The 16,241-nt window shown below is 69.5% G+C and carries 11 protein-coding genes; 8 read left to right on the top strand and 3 right to left on the bottom strand.

Going from position 1 to position 16,241, the window contains the following annotated elements:
- Window positions 1–67: 67 nt before the first annotated feature.
- The 8 genes from BHS09_RS05225 (at window position 68) to BHS09_RS05190 (ending at window position 13,432) form a co-directional block, all read left to right on the top strand.
- Window positions 68–1,438, top strand: coding sequence for a TolC family protein (locus BHS09_RS05225; RefSeq protein ID WP_140797344.1), 1,371 nt, complete (start codon window positions 68–70; stop codon window positions 1,436–1,438).
- Window positions 1,435–3,168, top strand: a complete 1,734-nt coding sequence (locus BHS09_RS05220; protein WP_174259197.1) for an efflux RND transporter periplasmic adaptor subunit — start codon at window positions 1,435–1,437, stop codon at window positions 3,166–3,168. Before BHS09_RS05225 ends, BHS09_RS05220 begins: the two co-directional genes overlap by 4 nt.
- Window positions 3,155–6,355, top strand: coding sequence for an efflux RND transporter permease subunit (locus tag BHS09_RS05215; RefSeq protein ID WP_140797343.1), 3,201 nt, complete (start codon window positions 3,155–3,157; stop codon window positions 6,353–6,355). The genes BHS09_RS05220 and BHS09_RS05215 overlap by 14 nt, the downstream gene beginning before the upstream one ends.
- A 120-nt stretch (window positions 6,356–6,475) precedes the next feature.
- The gene (locus BHS09_RS05210) at window positions 6,476–7,321 is read left to right on the top strand and encodes a peptidoglycan recognition protein family protein (protein ID WP_140787797.1); all 846 of its coding nucleotides are present in this window, start codon (window positions 6,476–6,478) and stop codon (window positions 7,319–7,321) included.
- An 89-nt stretch (window positions 7,322–7,410) separates the two neighbouring features.
- Window positions 7,411–7,725: a hypothetical protein gene (locus BHS09_RS05205; RefSeq protein WP_140787795.1), complete on the top strand. Its 315-nt coding sequence runs from the start codon at window positions 7,411–7,413 to the stop codon at window positions 7,723–7,725.
- Between the two features lie 109 nt (window positions 7,726–7,834).
- Window positions 7,835–9,097, top strand: coding sequence for a TolC family protein (locus tag BHS09_RS05200; RefSeq protein ID WP_140797342.1), 1,263 nt, complete (start codon window positions 7,835–7,837; stop codon window positions 9,095–9,097).
- The gene (locus BHS09_RS05195) at window positions 9,094–10,293 is read left to right on the top strand and encodes an efflux RND transporter periplasmic adaptor subunit (RefSeq protein ID WP_140797341.1); all 1,200 of its coding nucleotides are present in this window, start codon (window positions 9,094–9,096) and stop codon (window positions 10,291–10,293) included. The genes BHS09_RS05200 and BHS09_RS05195 overlap by 4 nt, the downstream gene beginning before the upstream one ends.
- Entirely contained in the window at window positions 10,283–13,432 is a 3,150-nt protein-coding gene (locus tag BHS09_RS05190; protein ID WP_237080196.1) for an efflux RND transporter permease subunit, read from the top strand. The genes BHS09_RS05195 and BHS09_RS05190 overlap by 11 nt, the downstream gene beginning before the upstream one ends.
- Window positions 13,433–13,492: 60 nt before the next feature.
- Here BHS09_RS05190 and BHS09_RS05185 read toward each other — a convergent pair whose 3' ends face one another.
- The 3 genes from BHS09_RS05185 to BHS09_RS05175 all read right to left on the bottom strand — a co-directional run bounded on the left by BHS09_RS05185 (window position 13,493) and on the right by BHS09_RS05175 (window position 16,119).
- On the bottom strand, window positions 13,493–14,374 hold the full coding sequence (locus BHS09_RS05185; protein ID WP_140787787.1) for a hypothetical protein: 882 nt from the start codon (window positions 14,372–14,374) through the stop codon (window positions 13,493–13,495).
- Between the two features lie 151 nt (window positions 14,375–14,525).
- Entirely contained in the window at window positions 14,526–15,617 is a 1,092-nt protein-coding gene (locus BHS09_RS05180) for an aromatic ring-hydroxylating oxygenase subunit alpha (RefSeq protein WP_140797339.1), read from the bottom strand.
- Window positions 15,618–15,705: 88 nt separating this feature from the next.
- Window positions 15,706–16,119, bottom strand: coding sequence for a four-helix bundle copper-binding protein (locus BHS09_RS05175; RefSeq protein ID WP_140797338.1), 414 nt, complete (start codon window positions 16,117–16,119; stop codon window positions 15,706–15,708).
- Window positions 16,120–16,241: the final 122 nt, after the last annotated feature.

The raw sequence follows: 16,241 nt of genomic DNA, 5'->3' as shown, positions 1-16,241 counted from the left end.
CGCCCGCCGCCGGTGACGTCCTTCTCCCGGCGACAGGCTCGTATCCCGTCATCTGGAGCAGGAAGTCATGTCACCCCATGGAACCTGGAGGCGGTCCGCCACGCGGGCCGTGCTCGCCACCGGCGTCGCCGTGTGGCTAGGCCCCGGCGCGGCCGGAGCCAATGAGCAGCGGTATCAATCCCAACTCGAAGCCGTTGCCCGGCAGGCACCGGAGGCACAGGCACCTGAGCCCTTCACGAGCGCCCCCGTGCTGGAGCGCGCGGAGCTGGTGCGGCAGGTGCTCGCGCGCAACCCCTCGCTGGAAGCAGCGCGTGAGGCGTGGCGCGCCAGTCTCGAACGCTACCCGCGTGAGACGGCGCTCGAAGACCCGATGCTGACCTATGAAGTCGCGCCGCTGAGCATCACTGGCAGCGTGCCCTTCGGACAGGTCGTGGGGCTGAGCCAGCAGCTCCCCTTCCCCGGCAAGCGCGGCCTGCGAGGGGAGATGGCACTGGCGGAAGCGCAAGCGATGCGCGAGGACCGCGAGGCCCTGCGTCTGCGCCTGGCCCTCATGGCCTCCACGCTCTTCGATGACTTGTTCGTCGTGGAGCGCTCGCTCGACGTCACGGCGGAGCACCTGCGGCTGCTCGGGCAGCTCAAGAAGAGCGCGGAGGCCCAATACGTCACCGGCCGCGCCTCGCAGCAGGATCCGCTCCAAGCGGAGGTGGAGCTGAGCGAGGTGCTGCGCGAACAGGTGATGTTCGAAGCCGAGCGCGAGCGGCTTCGCGCCCAGCTCAACGGCCTGCTGCACCGCGCCCCCCAGGCACCGCTGCCGCCACTGCCGGAGGCCATGCCCGCGCATGCCGCGGAGTCCGTGCCCGCCGAACAGCTGCAAGACGAAGCGCTGCGCCTGCGCCCGGAGCTGGAGGGCCTGCGGGCCCGGCTCGGTGGAGGCGAGGCCGCCGTCCGGCTCGCGAAGCGCGACTACTACCCGGATGTCATGGTGATGGGTGAGTACAACTCCATGTGGATGGACACGCCCCACCAGTTCATGGCGGGCGTCACCATCAACATCCCGCTCGACTTCGGCAAGCGGAAGGCCGCTGTGCGGGAGGCCGAGTCCGGCCTGAAGCGCCTGCGCCGGGAGGAAGAGCAGCTCATCTCCGACATCCGCGTCGAGGTGGAGCAGGCGCGCTCGCGTGCCGAGGAGACGCGGCGGGTGGTGGCGCTCTTCCAGGAGCGGCTCGTCCCCGCGGCGAAGGACCAGGTGTCCGCCGCCCGCGCGGGCTTCGAGAGCGGCAAGAACAGCTTCCAGGTCCTCATCGAGGCGGAGCGCGGCCTGCGCCGCGTGGAGCTGCGTGAACAGACGGCCCTGGCGGACGTGCAGCGCCGCCGGGCGGAGTTGGACAAGGCCATGGGCCACACCCCGGGTCTGCCCCGGAACGGAGAGACGCGATGAGCCCCCCGAACCGCCGCCGCATCGCCCCCTGGCTGGGCGTGCTGACGCTCGCCGTACTCGCCGCCGTGGCCTGGAGGCCCCTCGCGGGCTGGTTCTTCGGCACCACGTCTCACACCGGCACCGCGCCCGCCACGCATGACGCCCACGGTCGCGCGGGCACACCCCTGCCCGACGCCGCCCTGGAGTACACGCGCGCGGCCTTCGAGGCCTACGAAGGCGCACGGGCCCTGCTCGCGCAGGACGCCGTGGAAGGACTCGCGGCCAGGGCTGGAGAGCTGAAGGCCGCGCTCCAGCAGGCCGCCGAGGCCACACAGGGTGACGGCACGCCGCTGAAGGCCTGGCTCCAGCAGGGCGCGGACGGCGCCTCGCACCTCGCTGCGGCGAAGGACGCCGAGGCAGCGCGCCAGCACTTCGCGCGCGTGAGTGAGGCGCTCATCGCCCTGGCGTTCGCCGATCCGCGGCTCCAGGAGGACTGGCACGTCTTCGAATGCCCCATGGTGGACGGGGTGAATCAGTGGCTCCAGCGCGAGCCCAAGCTGGAGAACCCGTACATGGGCCGGCGCATGCTGGCGTGTGGCACCACCAGCGAGTGGCGCTCGGCCGCTCCCGCCGGTGCTCACGGCGAGGGCGATATCGCGCACTACACCTGCCCCATGCACCCGTCCGTGAAGCAGCACGGCCCGGGCGCGTGCCCCATCTGCGGCATGGACCTGACACCCGTCAGCCGCGCCGAGCTGGAGAGCGGCATCATCCGGGTGGACGACCTGCGGCGGCAGCGCATCGGCGTGAAGACGGCGAAGGTGGCGCAGGCCCCCATGGACCTGTCCCTGCGCGCGCTCGGCCGCGTCACCTTCGACGAGAAGTCGCTGGTGGACGTCACCCTCAAGCTGGACGGCTACATCCACGAGCTGCGCGTCAACGCCACGGCCGAGCCGGTGAAGAAGGGCGACGTCCTCTTCACCCTCTACAGCCCGGAGCTCTACGCCGCGCAGCAGGAGTACCTGCTGGCGCGTCAGAGCCAGAGCGCGGCCAACGCGTCACTCGTGGGCGCGGCGCGCAAGCGGCTGGAGCTGTGGGGCCTGTCCGCGGCGCAAATCGAGCGCGTCGCCCAGCGAGGCCAGCCGGTGGAGAACATGCCCTTCCTGGCGCCCGCCAGCGGCTATGTGATGGAGAAGAACGTGGTGGAGGGCGCGGCGGTGAAGGCCGGTGAGCGCCTGTTCCGCATCGCCCCGCTGGCGAAGGTGTGGGTGGAGGCGGACGTGTACGAGCAGGACCTGGCGCGCGTGAAGCCGGGCCAGCCGGTGGAAGTCACCCTGCCCTACCTGCCTGGGAAGAAGTACGCGGGCCACGTCGGCTACGTGTACCCGTCCTTGCAAGGCGCCACGCGCACGGGGCGCATCCGCATCGAGCTGCCCAACCCGGAGCTGGAGCTGAAGCCGGACATGTACGCGGACGTCCGCTTCGTCCTGCAGGGCGGCGCGCGACTCCAGATTCCCGACTCGGCCGTCATCTACACCGGCCCGCGGCGGCTGGTGTTCGTGGACCTGGGCGAGGGACGGCTGCGGCCCCAGGAAGTGAAGCTCGGCATCAGGGGAGAGGGCACCTACGAGGTGCTGGAGGGCCTGTCGCCCGGCGACGTCGTCGTCACCAGCGGCAACTTCCTCATCGCGGCGGAGAGCCGCATCCGCTCCGCCACGGACTCCTTCGGAGGCAGCCATGCAGCCCACTGAGCACGGTGAACAGGGCTTCATCGGTCGAATCATCGGCGCGTGCGCCCGCAACCCGTTCCTCACCATCCTGCTGGTGGGCGCCCTGGCGGCGTGGGCCGTCCACGCGGTTCGCAACACCAAGCTGGACGCCATCCCCGACCTGTCCGACACGCAGGTCATCGTCTTCACCGAATGGATGGGACGTGGGCCGGATCTGGTCGAGGACCAGATCACCTACCCCATCTCCTCCTCCCTGCTGTCGGCGCCGAAGGTGAAGGCCGTACGTGGCCAGTCCATGTTCGGCATGTCCTTCATCTACGTCATCTTCGAGGACGGCACGGACATGTACTGGGCGCGCAGCCGCGTGCTCGAATACATGGAGACGGCGCGCGGACGCCTGCCCGCGGGTGTGACGCCCATGCTGGGTCCGGACGCCACCGGCGTGGGCTGGGTGTTCCAGTACGCGCTCGTGGACGAGAGCGGCAAGCACTCCCTGGCGGACCTGCGCAGCCTCCAGGACTGGAACGTGCGCTACGCGCTGTCCAGCGTGCCCGGCGTGGCGGAGGTCGCCAGCGTGGGCGGCATCGTCAAGCAGTACCAGGTGCAGGTGGACCCCAACCAACTGCGCGCCTACGGCGTGACGCTGGGCGAGGTGACACGCGCGGTCCGCGAGTCCAACGAGGACGTGGGCGGCCGGGTGATGGAAATCGCGGGCCACGAACACATCATCCGAGGGCGTGGCTACATCCGCTCCACGCAGGACATCGAGAACATCCCGCTGAAGGTGAGCGAGGACGGCACGCCCGTGCTGGTGCGCAACGTGGCCACGGTGAGCCTGGGGCCGGACATCCGCCGGGGTGTCGCGGAGCTGGACGGCAAGGGCGAGGTGGCCGGCGGCATCGTCGTCATGCGCTACGGAGAGAACGCGCTCACCGTCATCGAGGCGGTGAAGGAGCGCCTGGAGGAGGTGCGCGCGGGCCTGCCGGAGGGCGTGGAGCTGGTCGTCACCTATGACCGCTCGGGGCTCATCGAGGAGTCCATCAGCACGCTCAGCCGGGCGCTGGTGGAGGAGATGCTGGTGGTCAGCCTCATCATCTTCCTCTTCCTGATGCACGCGCGCAGCGCGCTGGTCACCATCTTCACGCTGCCTCTGGCGGTGCTGCTCGCCTTCATCCCCATGTACTACCAGGGGCTCACCGCCAACATCATGAGCCTGGGCGGCATCATCGTCGCCATTGGCGCCATGGTGGATGCCTCCATCATCATCGTGGAGAACATCCACAAGAAGCTGGAGGCGTGGGAGGCGGAAGGCCGCCCCGGCGAGCGGCGCGAGGTCATCATCTCCGCGATGCAGGAGGTGGGGCCCTCCATCTTCGGCACGCTGCTGGTGCTCACCGTCGCCTTCCTCCCCGTCTTCACGCTGGAGGCCACCGAAGGCCGGCTCTTCAAGCCGCTGGCGTACACGAAGACGTACTCCATGGGCTTCGCCGCGGTGCTGGCGGTGACGCTCACGCCCGCGCTGGCGGTGCTCTTCATCCGCGGACGCATCCGCCGGGAGGACGAGAACCCCCTCAACCGCTGGCTGGTGGCCCTCTACATGCCGGTAGTGCGCTTCGTGGTGCGGCACGCCAAGGTGGTGGTGGCGCTGTCCGTGGTGGCCATGGCGATGACGATTCCGGCCTTCATGCGGCTGGGTCATGAGTTCATGCCGCCGCTCAACGAAGGCGCCATCCTCTACATGCCCACCTCGCCGCCGGGCATGTCCATCACCGAGGCCACGCGCATCCTCCAGTCCATGGACGGGGAGCTGAAGCGCATTCCAGAGGTGGTCAGCGTCTTCGGCAAGGCGGGCCGCGCGGAGACGGCCACGGACCCGGCGCCCCTGTCCATGTTCGAGACGACGGTGGTGCTCAAGCCGAAGTCCGAGTGGCGCAAGGGCCTCACCTGGGAAGCCCTGCTGGCGGAGATGGACGAGACGCTCCAGTACCCGGGCATGCCCAACATCTTCTGGATGCCCATCCAGACGCGCACGGAGATGCTGGCCACCGGCATCCGAAGTCCGCTGGGCATCCAGGTGTTTGGCGACAACCTGGACACGCTGGAGCAGGCGGCGGTGGCCATTGAAAAGGCCGTGGCCCAGGTGCCCGGCACGCGCAGCGCGTTCGCGGACCGCTCCACCGGCGGCTTCTACGTGGACATCGGAGTGAAGCGGGAAGAGGCCGCGCGCCTGGGCCTGGGCGTGAAGGACATCAACGAGGTGGTGATGGGCGCCATCGGCGGAGAGAACGTCTCCCAGACGGTGGAGGGCCGCGAGCGCTACCCCATCAACGTGCGCTACGCGCGTGAGTACCGCGACAGCCCCGAGCTGTTGAAGGAGGTGCTGGTCCCCACCCCGGCCGGCGCGCAGGTGCCGCTGGCCCAGGTGGCGGACGTGCGCTTCGTGCAGGGCCCGCCGATGATTCGCAGCGAGGGCGGCAAGCTCGTCACCTACGTCTTCGTGGACACCGCGCGGCCCATCGCGGACTACGTGAAGGACGCGAAGGCGGCGGTGGCGCGCGAGGTGAAGACGCCCACCGGCGTGCGCGTGGAGTGGAGCGGCCAGTTCAAGTACTTCGAGCGCGCCACCGAGAAGCTCAAGGTGGTGATTCCCGTCACCCTGCTGCTGGTGTGCCTGCTGCTGTACTTCAGCACGAAGTCCGTGGTGGAGATGGGCATCGTCCTGCTGGCGGTGCCCTTCAGCCTGATTGGCGCGGTGTGGCTGCTGTACCTGCTCGACTACAACATGAGCATCGCCGTGTGGGTGGGGCTCATCGCCCTGGCCGGGCTGGACGCGGAGACGGGCGTGGTGATGCTGCTCTACCTCACCCTGGCCCATAAGAAGGCGGACCAGGAGGGACGGCTGCGCTCCATGGCCGACCTGACGGAGACCATCGTTGATGGCGCGGCGCGTCGTATCCGTCCCAAGTTGATGACGGTGATGACGGACATGATTGGCCTGCTCCCCGTGCTGTGGAGCACCGGCACGGGCGCGGACGTGATGAAGCGCATCGCCGCGCCGCTGGTGGGCGGCCTTGTGACGTCGTTTTTACTCGAGCTGACCGTGTATCCGGCCATCTTCGCCCTCTGGAAGCGGCGCCACCTTCCCCAGGAACAGCCAGAGGAAGGCACAGGAGAGCCACCCCTGCCCGCCGAAACTCAGACAGCCTGAAAAAGTGCAATCCAGCTGAATCCAGCCACTCAAGTTCGCCCCGGGAGCTACGCAACTCCCGGGGACTGGGCGCCGATAATCCGGGCAGATTCACGCAGCCTCTACCCCCTGGAAGCCCTCATGAGCCTTCGCCTGCCCTCGCTCTCCTCCGTGTTCCGCGCCACTCAGGCGCAGGCCCCCCGCACCGCCGCCGCAGCAGCCGCCACGGTCTCCGCGCCGCCCGCGGGCCTGCGCAAGGGCGACTCCGGGCCCAAGGTGAAGCAACTGCAGGATGCGCTCGTGAAGGTGGGCTACATGACGAAGGCCCAGGTGACCACCGGTCCCGGCTCCTTCGGTCCGCAGACGGAAACGGCGGTGAAGAAGTTCCAGGCGGACAACAAGCTGCCCGCCACCGGCTTCTACGGTGACCTCACGCACGCGGCGCTGAAGAAGGCACTGGGCACCAGTGGCCCCACCACGCCCACCACCCCGGGCGGCAAGTTCACCAAGCCCGCGGTCATCAACGCGCCCTCGCCGAACCAGAACTCGCGCGGCGGGACGAAGATCGACACCATCGTCATGCACCACACCGCGACCAACAACGGCGCGGGCGACCTGTCATGGATGCGCAATCCGCAGAGCAAGGTGTCCGCGCACTACATGGTGGACCGCGACGGGAAGATCTATCAGCTGGTCGGTGACGACAAGCGCGCCTGGCACGCGGGCAAGGGCGAGCTGCACGGCGTGCCCTCCGACATCAACAACCGCTCCATCGGCATCGAAATCGTGAACGACGGCAGCGGCAAGACGCCCTTCACCGAGGCGCAGTACAAGTCGCTCACCCAGCTCACCGGCTACCTGAAGCAGCAGCACAACATTCCGATGAAGAACATCGTGGGCCACGCCGACGTGGCGGTGCCCAAGGGCCGCAAGAACGACCCGGCGCCCAACTTCGATTGGAACCGGCTGCGCAAGGGAATCTCCTGACAGTCTTCTTCCCCTGCGTGCGAGGAGGCTCGCTGAGTGTGAGCCCCTCGCACGCATTGCGTTTGGAAACGTGGTAGAAGGCCGCCTGCGTGCTCCGAATCTGGCTCATCGTCTGCCTGTTCCTGTTCGCCCCGGGCCTGGGGGGCTTGATGCCCACCCTCACTGGCGCGGTGGGCGAGGTCTGCACGCAGAGCTGCCCGGACGATGATGACCAGGGGCAGTGCGCCCCGGACTGCATCGACTGCACCTGCTGTAGCCACGTGCGCTCCGTGGCCGCGCATGCCCCGCCGCCTTCCTTCGTGCTGCTCGTGTCGCGGCCCTTGCGCGTCGCCTACGAGAAGGCCGAACCGTTGTCGGCCGACGGGGGTGACATCCTCCACGTCCCGATAGCACCCCTCGCGTAGGTCGCGTCCGCCGTCTCGTTCGCTCGCGTCCGCCAGGACAAGTGTGCCCGTGTGTCATCGCGGGGCACGCTCCACCTGACGCACGCCTCCCTTTCGCGAGGTCATCGCCGTGCCCCATCCACTCACGGTGGCAGCCTTCGGGCTCGCCGCCACACTCCTATTTCCGCGTGTCGCCGCGGCCCAGCCGGGCTCCGCCGACGCCGCGCTGTCTCTTGAAGAAACCCTGGCCCTGGCCCGCCAGCGCGCACCCGCACTGCTGGAAGCCGCGGGCCGCGCCGCCGAGGCCCAGGGCCCCGTGGCGGCCGCCGCGTCGCTGCTGAACGACAACCCCACCTTCGAGCTCCAGGCGGGCCCGCGCAGTGACCCTGGCTCGCCGGGACACCCCGCCGTGCGTGGGGTGGACTTGAGCGTGGGCATCAGCCAGTCCTTCGAGCTGGGTGGAAAGCGCGGCGCCCGCCGGGAGTCCGCGCGCGCCGGTCTGGAGATGGAGACGGCCCGCCAGCGCGACGCCGAGCGCCGGGTGCTGGGCGACGTCGCCGCGCGCTTCCTCCAGGCGCTGCATGCGCGGGAGCGGCTGAGCCTCGCGCGAGAAGCCGAGGCCGCAGCCCGGGAGACCGCGAACTCCGCCCAGCGGCGCTTCGAGGCCGGTGATGTGCCCGTGGTGGACGTCAACGTGGCGCGCGTGTCCCTGGCCCGCATGCGCGCGGAGGTGGCCACCGCGGAGGGGGACGAGGCCGTCCAACTCCACCAGTTGCGCGCGATGTTGGGCCTTCCGCTCACGCATCCGTTCGCCATCCGCGGTGAGCTGCGAGTGCTCGCGCTCCAGCCTGACACGGAGGCGAAGACAAACACCGTGGCGGCGCGGCCCGATATCACCGCGTTGGAAGCGGAACTCGCCCAGGCGGATGCCGACCGCCGCATGGGCCGGGCGAGCGTCTGGCCGGACATCACCGCGGGGTTTCTGTACCAGCGGGAGATTAATGAAATCGCCTACCTCGGCGCCCTCAGCGTGCCGCTGCCGCTCTTCGACCGGGGAGACAACGCCCGGGTGACGGGCGAGGCCCGCGTGCGCCGGCTCCAATCCCTGCTGGCCGCGGCCCGGTTGGAAGTGGACGTCCAGGTGGAGGCCGCGCGCGTGCAGCACCGCAAGCGGCTGGAAGCCGTGACGCTGCTGGAAGCCGACGCACTGCCGCTGCTCAGTGACAACGAAAGTCTCGCTCGCCGCTCCTACGAAGCCGGAGAGATGGGCCTCGCCGAATTCCTCCTCGTTCGCCGCGACACGCTGGAAGCGCGTGCCGCCTACCTCGACAGCCTCCTCCAGGCAGCCCTCGCCCGCGTCCAACTGGCCGTGGAGACCGGAGCCCTTCCATGAAGCCCCTCCACGCCGCAGTGGCCGCCCTCTTCCTGCTCACCGCCTGCAAGCGCGAGACGCCGCACGACGAGCAAGAGCACGGACATGACGAGCCCCCCGCCCAGGCAGGTGCCCACCACGACGACCATGGCGTGCCCCACGTCCGCATCGCGTCGGAGATGTTGAGAGACTTGCGCATCACCACCGCGCCCGTGGGCGTGCGACCGGGCGGTGAGAATGTCACCGTCCTGGGAGAGCTCACCTTCAGCGAGGACGCCTACGCGGAGGTGGCCTCCCCCATCGCCGCCCGCGTGAGCGCCGTCTTCGTCACCACCGGTCAGGAGGTGAAGCAGGGCGAAAAGCTCGCGGACCTGCGCAGCCCCGAGCTGGGCAAGGCGCGCGCGTCGCTGCAAGCGGCCCAGGCCCAGGCCCAGGCCGCGCGTCAGGCCGCCGAGCGCAAGCGCACGCTCGCTGACGAGCGCATCATCGCGCGCAAGGACGTACAAGCCGCCGAAGCAGAGGCCGCCGCCGCCGAGGCCTCGGTCGCCGCCGCGCGCGCGGAGCTGGTGGCCCTGGGCGTGAGCGAAGAAGAGCTGCGCGGTGGCAACGTCCCTCCGGGCTTCGTCCTGCGCGCCCCCCTGTCCGGCACCGTCGTCGAACGCACCGCGCGGATGGGGCAGATGGCGGACCCCAACCTGCCGCTGTTCTGCATTGGTGACGTGTCCTCGCTGTGGCTGGTGGTGCACGCCTTCGAGCGTGACGCCGTGCGCATCCAGCGTGGCACGCAGGCCCGCATCACCTTCGCGGCCTTTCCGGGCCAGGAGTTCATGGCGAAGGTGGGCCACGTGGGGCAGCGCGTGGATGCGACTTCACGCACCATCCCCGTGAGGCTGGAACTGGACAACGCCGACGGCCAACTTCGGCCCGGCATGTCCGCGTCGGCCTACATCCCATTGGGGGACCCGGGAGCGCCCATCACCGCCGTGCCCGCGGCGGCGCTCCAGCGGCTGGAAGGTGGCTGGGTGGCCTTCCTGCCCACGGACGCGCGCGGCGTCTTCGAGCGGCGCGAGGTGGGCCGGGGCCGCACGCTGGGCGGCGACGTGGAAGTCCTCACCGGCCTGAAGCCCGGCGAGCAGGTGGTGGTGGAAGGCGCGTTCCTCCTCAAGGCGGAGGCGGAGAAGTTGAGCGGCGGAGGGAGTGACGGCCATGCGCACTGAGGCCCCCGACTCCTGGATGAACCGCATCCTGCGGTCCTCCTTCGCCCGGCCTGGTCTCACCGTGATGCTGGCCCTGGCGCTCTCCGCCTTCGGCGCGGTGGCGCTCCAGGGGCTGACGCGTGACGTGTTCCCGGATCTGTCCGCCCCCATCTTCAACGTCATCGTGCAGAACCCGGCGATGGGCGCGCAGGAGTTGGAGACGGCCGTGGCCATCCCCATGGAGGTGGCGCTCGCGGGCCTGCCCGAGGTGCGCCGCATCCGCTCCACCTCGCAGCTGGGCGTCACCCAGCTCACGGTGGAGTTCGAGCCAGACGCCGACTACTTCCGCAGCCGGCAGTACGTCGTCGAGCGCGTGGCCCAGGCGCAGAGTGAGCTCCCCCCCGGCACGGACGCGCCGCTGGTCTCCAGCCTCACCGGGCGACTCAATGAGGTGTTCGAGTTCACCCTGGAAGCGGAGCCCGGCGCGGCGGAGCTGATGACGCTGAGGGATTTGGCCGAGTTCGAGGTGAAGAACCGGCTGCTCGCCGTGCCCGGTGTCGCCGGTGTGGAGCGCCTGGGTGGCTACCTGCGCCAGTTCCAGGTGCAGCTCGACCCGGACCAGATGGTGGCGCGTGGCATCACCCTGAACCAGGTGGAGCACGCGCTGGAAGGCGCGAACCTGAACGCCTCGGGCGGCTTCGTGGTGCAGGGCCCCATGGAGTGGACGGTGCGCGCGGTGGGGCGCGCGGAGTCCGTGGAGGACCTGCGCGACACCGTGGTCGCCGTGCGCGACAGCACGCCCGTGCTGCTGGGCGACGTGGCCGACATCCGCGAGGCCCCCGCCGTGCGCCGGGGCATCGCCCACCGGCTGAAGGGCGAGGTGGTGAGCTGCCGTGTCATCAAGCAGTTCGGCGCGGACACACAGCGGGTGACGGCGGGCATCCGCGTCGCCATCCAGGAGTTGAAACAGGGCCTGCCGCCCGGTGTGCAGCTTCGCATCGTGTATGACCAGTCGGTGCTGGTGGACTCCGCGCTGGGCGGCGTCAGCCGGGCCATCCTGCTGGGCGCGGTGCTGGTGGTGCTCGTGCTCTTCCTGCTCCTGGGGGACTGGCGCGCGGCGCTCATCGTCACGCTCACCCTGCCCCTGTCCCTGGCGCTGGCGGGCGTGCTGCTGAAGTTCGCCGGCATCGGCATCAACACGATGACACTGGGCGGACTGGCCATCGCCGTGGGGCTGCTGGTGGACGCGGCCATCATCGTCACGGAGAACATCGTCCACGGCCTGCGTGAAGCGAAGGGCCAGCGCTCTCGACGCGAAGTGGCGCTGGCGGCGTCCATGGAGATGGCCCGGCCCATCGCCTTCGCCACGCTCATCGTCGTGTCCGTGTTCATCCCCCTGTTCGCCATGACGGGCATCGAGGGGCGCATGTACCAGCCGCTCGCCGCGGCCGTGGTGGCCTGCCTGACGGCGTCGCTGGGACTGGCCCTCACGCTGGTGCCGGTGGCGTCCGGGCTCTTCCTGCGCACGCCCCGCGAAGGACAGCCCGAGGACGTGTGGGTCATCCGCAAAATCAAACACGTCTACGCGCCCATGCTGGAGGCGTGCATGCGCCACGCGGGGCTCGTGCGGCTGGTAGCTTTGGCCATCACCGTGCCCGCCCTCTCGCTGGCCTTCGTGGTGGGCAGCGACTTCATGCCGAAGCTGGATGAAGGCGCGCTGCTGCTCCAGACGGTGCTGCCGCCGGAGGCCTCGCTGGAGGAGGTGGACCGGCTCAACCACCTGGTGGAGGACGCGCTGTTGAAGTTCCCGGAGGTGGAGGACGTGGTGCGCCGCACGGGCCGTGCCGAACGCACGGAAGACCCGATGCCGCACACGCTGTCGGACGTGCTCGTCATCCTCAAGCCGGAGCGGGGACGTTCGATGGAGGACCTGGAGGCCGCGATGCGTGAGGCGGTGGGACAGGTCCCTGGCGTGTCGACGCTGTTCACCACGCCGCTGGGCATGCGCATCGATGAAGGGCTCGGCGGCAGCCCGGCGGACCTCTCCGTGCGCATCTTCGGACCGGAGCTGGAGACGCTGGCCGGACTGGCGGAGCGGGCGCAGGCCATCATGTCGAAGGTGGAGGGAGTGGAGGACTTGCGCGCGGAGAAGCTGACCGGCTTGCCCCAGCTGCGCATCACCGTGAATCGCGCCGCGGTGGCGCGCGTGGGCCTGACACCCGGAGACGTCATCCACGCCGTGAAGGTGGGGATGGTGGGCCAGGAGTTCGCCCAGGTGTGGAAGGGCCAGCGCCGCTATGACTTGCTGCTGCGGCTGGCGGACCACCGCCGGGGAGACGCCACCGCCATCCGGGGTCTGCTGGTGGACGGGCATGACGGCACGCGCATCCCGTTGAGCCAGCTGGCCACCATCGAGGAGACCTTCGGCGCGGGCAGCATCCGCCGCGAGGCGGGCAGCCGGCGCATCGCCGTGGAGGCCAGTGTCGCGGGCAGGGACTTGGGCAGCACGGCGGCCGAGGTGCGCGAGCGGCTGGCGGCGGAGCTGAAGCTGCCCACCGGCTACTTCCTGGACGTGGGCGGGAAGGTGGAGAGCCAGCAGCGCGCCGCGCAGGCGATGACGGTCGCCATCGCGGTGGCCCTGCTCGCGGTGTTCATCCTGCTGTACCTCGCGCTGGACTCGCTGGCGGAGTCGCTGGTCATCATCGCCACCCTGCCGGACGCCTTCGTCGGCGGCATCCTCGCGCTGCTCATCGCCGGGGAGACGTGGAACGTGTCCAGCCTGGTGGGCCTCATCGGCCTGTTTGGCATTGCCGTCCAGAATGGCCTGGTGCTGGTGGCGCAGACGAAGCTGCTCATGCAGCACGGCAAGCCCTTCGATGAGGCGATTCGAGAGGCAAGCATCGGCCGCGTCCGCCCCAAGCTGATGACGGCGGGCACCGCCATCCTGGGCCTGCTGCCGCTGCTGGTGCTGCCACTGCACGGCACGGAAGTGGAGCGCCCCCTGGCCGTCGTCATGGTGGGCGGGCTCGTCACCTCCACGCTGTTCACCCTGCTGGTGCTGCCCACCTTCTATGCCTTCGTGCACGGGTGGCAGGTGCGAGTGACGCAGCGGCTGGCCGCCCGGAAGGCTGCTCGGACCCAGACGCCAGGGGAGCACTGAGACGACGCACCGCCTGGAGAGCCGCCGCCCTGTCCTCGCAGGGCGGCGGCGAACCTGCGCCTACTTCGCGTTGGTGACCATGTCGGCGCGCACCTTGCCGACAATGCCTTCCCACTTTCCGTTGGCGCCGTGGCCGTGGGACTCGGCGTCATCGCGGAACGCCACGAAGTGGTTGGTCCACTTGGCCTGGCCGCCCTCGCACGCGTTCGCGCCGGTGGTCAGGTCATTGCAGAACCAGTCGGACGGGTTGCAGTAGGCCCCGCCCGCGCTGCCCGACACGCCGCCCGTGGAGTGATAGGACACCGCGTCGTCGTCCTGGCCCGGGAGGAGCCCCGAGTACACCTTCCCCTTGGCGCCCGCGTACATGTTGAACCGGATGCCACGCGTGGTGTTGTGGTTGTACATGGCGCGCGCGGTGGTCGTCTTGAGGTCGCTGACGATGGGGTCATCCACGGCCCACTCGCCCATGTCCGCCAGCTCGCTACCACCAGCGGCACCCGACGCCACGTTCACCCACTTGATGTTCCAGCCCGTCTGCGTCTTCCCATCCGTGTTGCCACACACACCGCTGGCATTCGGTGTCGCGTTCTTCTTGTAGCGCGCCGAGCCGCCATACAACGCCAGCGCGTAACCAATCTGGAGGTTCCCCGCGCTGTGCACTGCGATGTAGCACCAGTTGTCTCCGGTGCAGTAGCAGTCGAGCGCATCCCGGATGCGCTCATTCTGCCCGCCAATGCGCTGCCGCCCGTCCCAGTTGACGGCCTTCTTGTTCACCCCCGCAGCCGTGGACGCGGGCCCCCAGGCGGAGAAGTCGGCGTAGTTGCCCGGCTTCGTGCCTCCGGAGTTCTTCCCGTGAATCCACAGGGTGTAGTTGGTGGCCAACGCCTGGGGCGCGAACAGCAGCGCCGCGCCTGCCAGCGCCGCGCGAACGGGAAACCGCATGGGGACTCCGGGGGGATTGCGAGGGGGCGCCACGCTAACAGCGTGCGAGTGTTTCAGCCCAGGGCTCCATTCAGACACATGGAACCGACCCAGGTGTCGTGAGACCCAGTGTCTCCACCGTGTCTCACGACACGCCGCGTCGCAATGGCTCTCAGGTCCGCATCTTCAGTCGTGTTTCATGCACCGTGTCCCCCACGGCGCCGGGCTTCTCGCGCTCGGCGGCGCGCAGCAGGCGGAGGATGCCGGGACCGAGCACGTCGATTTCCGTGGAGGCATAGGCCTCCGTGCCGAAGCGGCGGATGGTCTCCGTCTGCTGCCGGAGGATGCGCGCGTCCTGCCCGAAGATGTGGAGCGCCACGGGCATGATGAGCGGGAGCGCCGCGCGCACCAACCAGCGGGGCAATGGCAGACGGAACGTCACCACCGCGTACACCAGCGTGTCCCAGTCCGACACGGGCGTCATCGCGGAGGTCACCATGATGTGGCTGGTGTCACCGATGCGGTACTCCACCTGGGCGATGGAGGGCATCAGGAAGCGATCGAAGTGCTGCACCACCCCGCCACCCGGCGCGAGCAGCCGGCCCACGAGCCCGCTGGGACGCGGCTCGCCGATGTACTCGGCCTCCACCTTGTCCGCGCTCCGGCGCACCACCACGTCGATTTCGTTCCGCTTCTCCTCGGTGCGGAACAGCCCGCCATGGAGGTACGCGGTGTGGGGCACGTCCAACGTGTTCTCCAGCGTGGAGTGCAGCGAACCGGGGGCCCGCAGCGTGCGGCGCACGGTGGTGTATTCGCGCGCCTCCAGCAGCGGGAAGCGGTAGGGCTCCGTGGTGGGCTCGACGCCCGGCGTGGAGTAGACCCAGACGAAGCCATCCTGCTCGCGCGTGGCATGCGCCGTGGCACAGCGAGCACGCGCGCCGGGCTCGCCCAGGAAACCAGGGATGGCGCGGCACTGCCCCGCGCCGTCGAAACGCCAGCCGTGGTAGCCGCACTGGAGCTGGCCTTCCTGCACCCGGCCCAGCGACAACGGCACGTTGCGGTGCGGGCAGCGGTCCACCAGGGCCGCGGGCTTGCCGCCCTCACCTCGGAAGAGCACCAGGGGCGAACCCTGGAGCGTGCGCGCCAGGGGCTTGTCTCCCAGCTCACTCGAAGCACAGAGGATGAACCAGGCGTTGGGCAGATGGACGACGGAGATATGTCCAGCGGGCGTACCGGAGGTGCGCCCCTCCTCGCGAAAGCTCATGGAGCGCACTCTAATCGGCCTCGACGGCGAGTGAAGGGCTCCGCGACAGGGCCGTTCCGGCTTGTCTGGTCTCTTCCGGGCGGACCTCTCACGCGGGAAGGTCGGCGGCGCGCTGGGCGGCCTCCGGGTTGGGCGTCTGCGACATGACACCGCCGCCCATCCTCCAGCACGAGTCCGAACACTGGGTGCACATGTCCGCGCAGGCCTTCATCACCACGTCCTCGCCCATTTGCGCGCAGGACTCCGCGCAGCGCCCGCAGACTTCCGAGCAGGCGAAGCAGGTGCGGCTATGCAGCTCCGAGTCCCGCAGCATGAAGTTCGCGCTCGTCTGGCAGATTTCCGCGCAGTCCATCAGCAAGCGCAGGTGTCTGGCCTCCGCATGCTTGCCGCCCTTTCCCAGACAATACGTCAGTGTCTCCATGCAGACGCGGTGACAGGCCAGGCAATCCTCGATGCACTGGCGCATGTCGCTGTCGGCGTTCATCACTTCGACTGAGGCCATGGTGTCCACCTCTCCCAGGGTGCGGTGCGTTCGAGCTCAAGGGTGGGCATCCCAGCGCCGCTCCGGTGGGCCTCGGTGGGCCGCCCGCCCCCGGCCCGAGGGAGGAGGCCCGGTACAGGCTG

The sequence above is a fragment of the Myxococcus xanthus genome, from assembly GCF_006402735.1.
In the GTDB taxonomy this organism is placed as follows: Bacteria; Myxococcota; Myxococcia; order Myxococcales; family Myxococcaceae; genus Myxococcus; species Myxococcus xanthus_A.
The sequence above is the reverse complement of the archived record's forward strand: the minus strand, read 5'-3'. Positions and strand labels throughout refer to the sequence as shown.

Excerpts from the sequence above, each read along its gene's own strand:
- BHS09_RS05225 (WP_140797344.1), top strand. The coding sequence starts at position 68 with ATGTCACCCCATGGAACCTGGAGGCGGTCCGCCACGCGGGCCGTGCTC.
- BHS09_RS05220 (WP_174259197.1), top strand. The coding sequence starts at position 1,435 with ATGAGCCCCCCGAACCGCCGCCGCATCGCCCCCTGGCTGGGCGTGCTG.
- BHS09_RS05215 (WP_140797343.1), top strand. The coding sequence starts at position 3,155 with ATGCAGCCCACTGAGCACGGTGAACAGGGCTTCATCGGTCGAATCATC.
- BHS09_RS05210 (WP_140787797.1), top strand. The coding sequence starts at position 6,476 with ATGAGCCTTCGCCTGCCCTCGCTCTCCTCCGTGTTCCGCGCCACTCAG.
- BHS09_RS05195 (WP_140797341.1), top strand. The coding sequence starts at position 9,094 with ATGAAGCCCCTCCACGCCGCAGTGGCCGCCCTCTTCCTGCTCACCGCC.
- BHS09_RS05190 (WP_237080196.1), top strand. The coding sequence starts at position 10,283 with ATGCGCACTGAGGCCCCCGACTCCTGGATGAACCGCATCCTGCGGTCC.
- BHS09_RS05185 (WP_140787787.1), bottom strand. The coding sequence starts at position 14,374 with ATGCGGTTTCCCGTTCGCGCGGCGCTGGCAGGCGCGGCGCTGCTGTTC.
- BHS09_RS05180 (WP_140797339.1), bottom strand. The coding sequence starts at position 15,617 with ATGAGCTTTCGCGAGGAGGGGCGCACCTCCGGTACGCCCGCTGGACAT.
- BHS09_RS05175 (WP_140797338.1), bottom strand. The coding sequence starts at position 16,119 with ATGGCCTCAGTCGAAGTGATGAACGCCGACAGCGACATGCGCCAGTGC.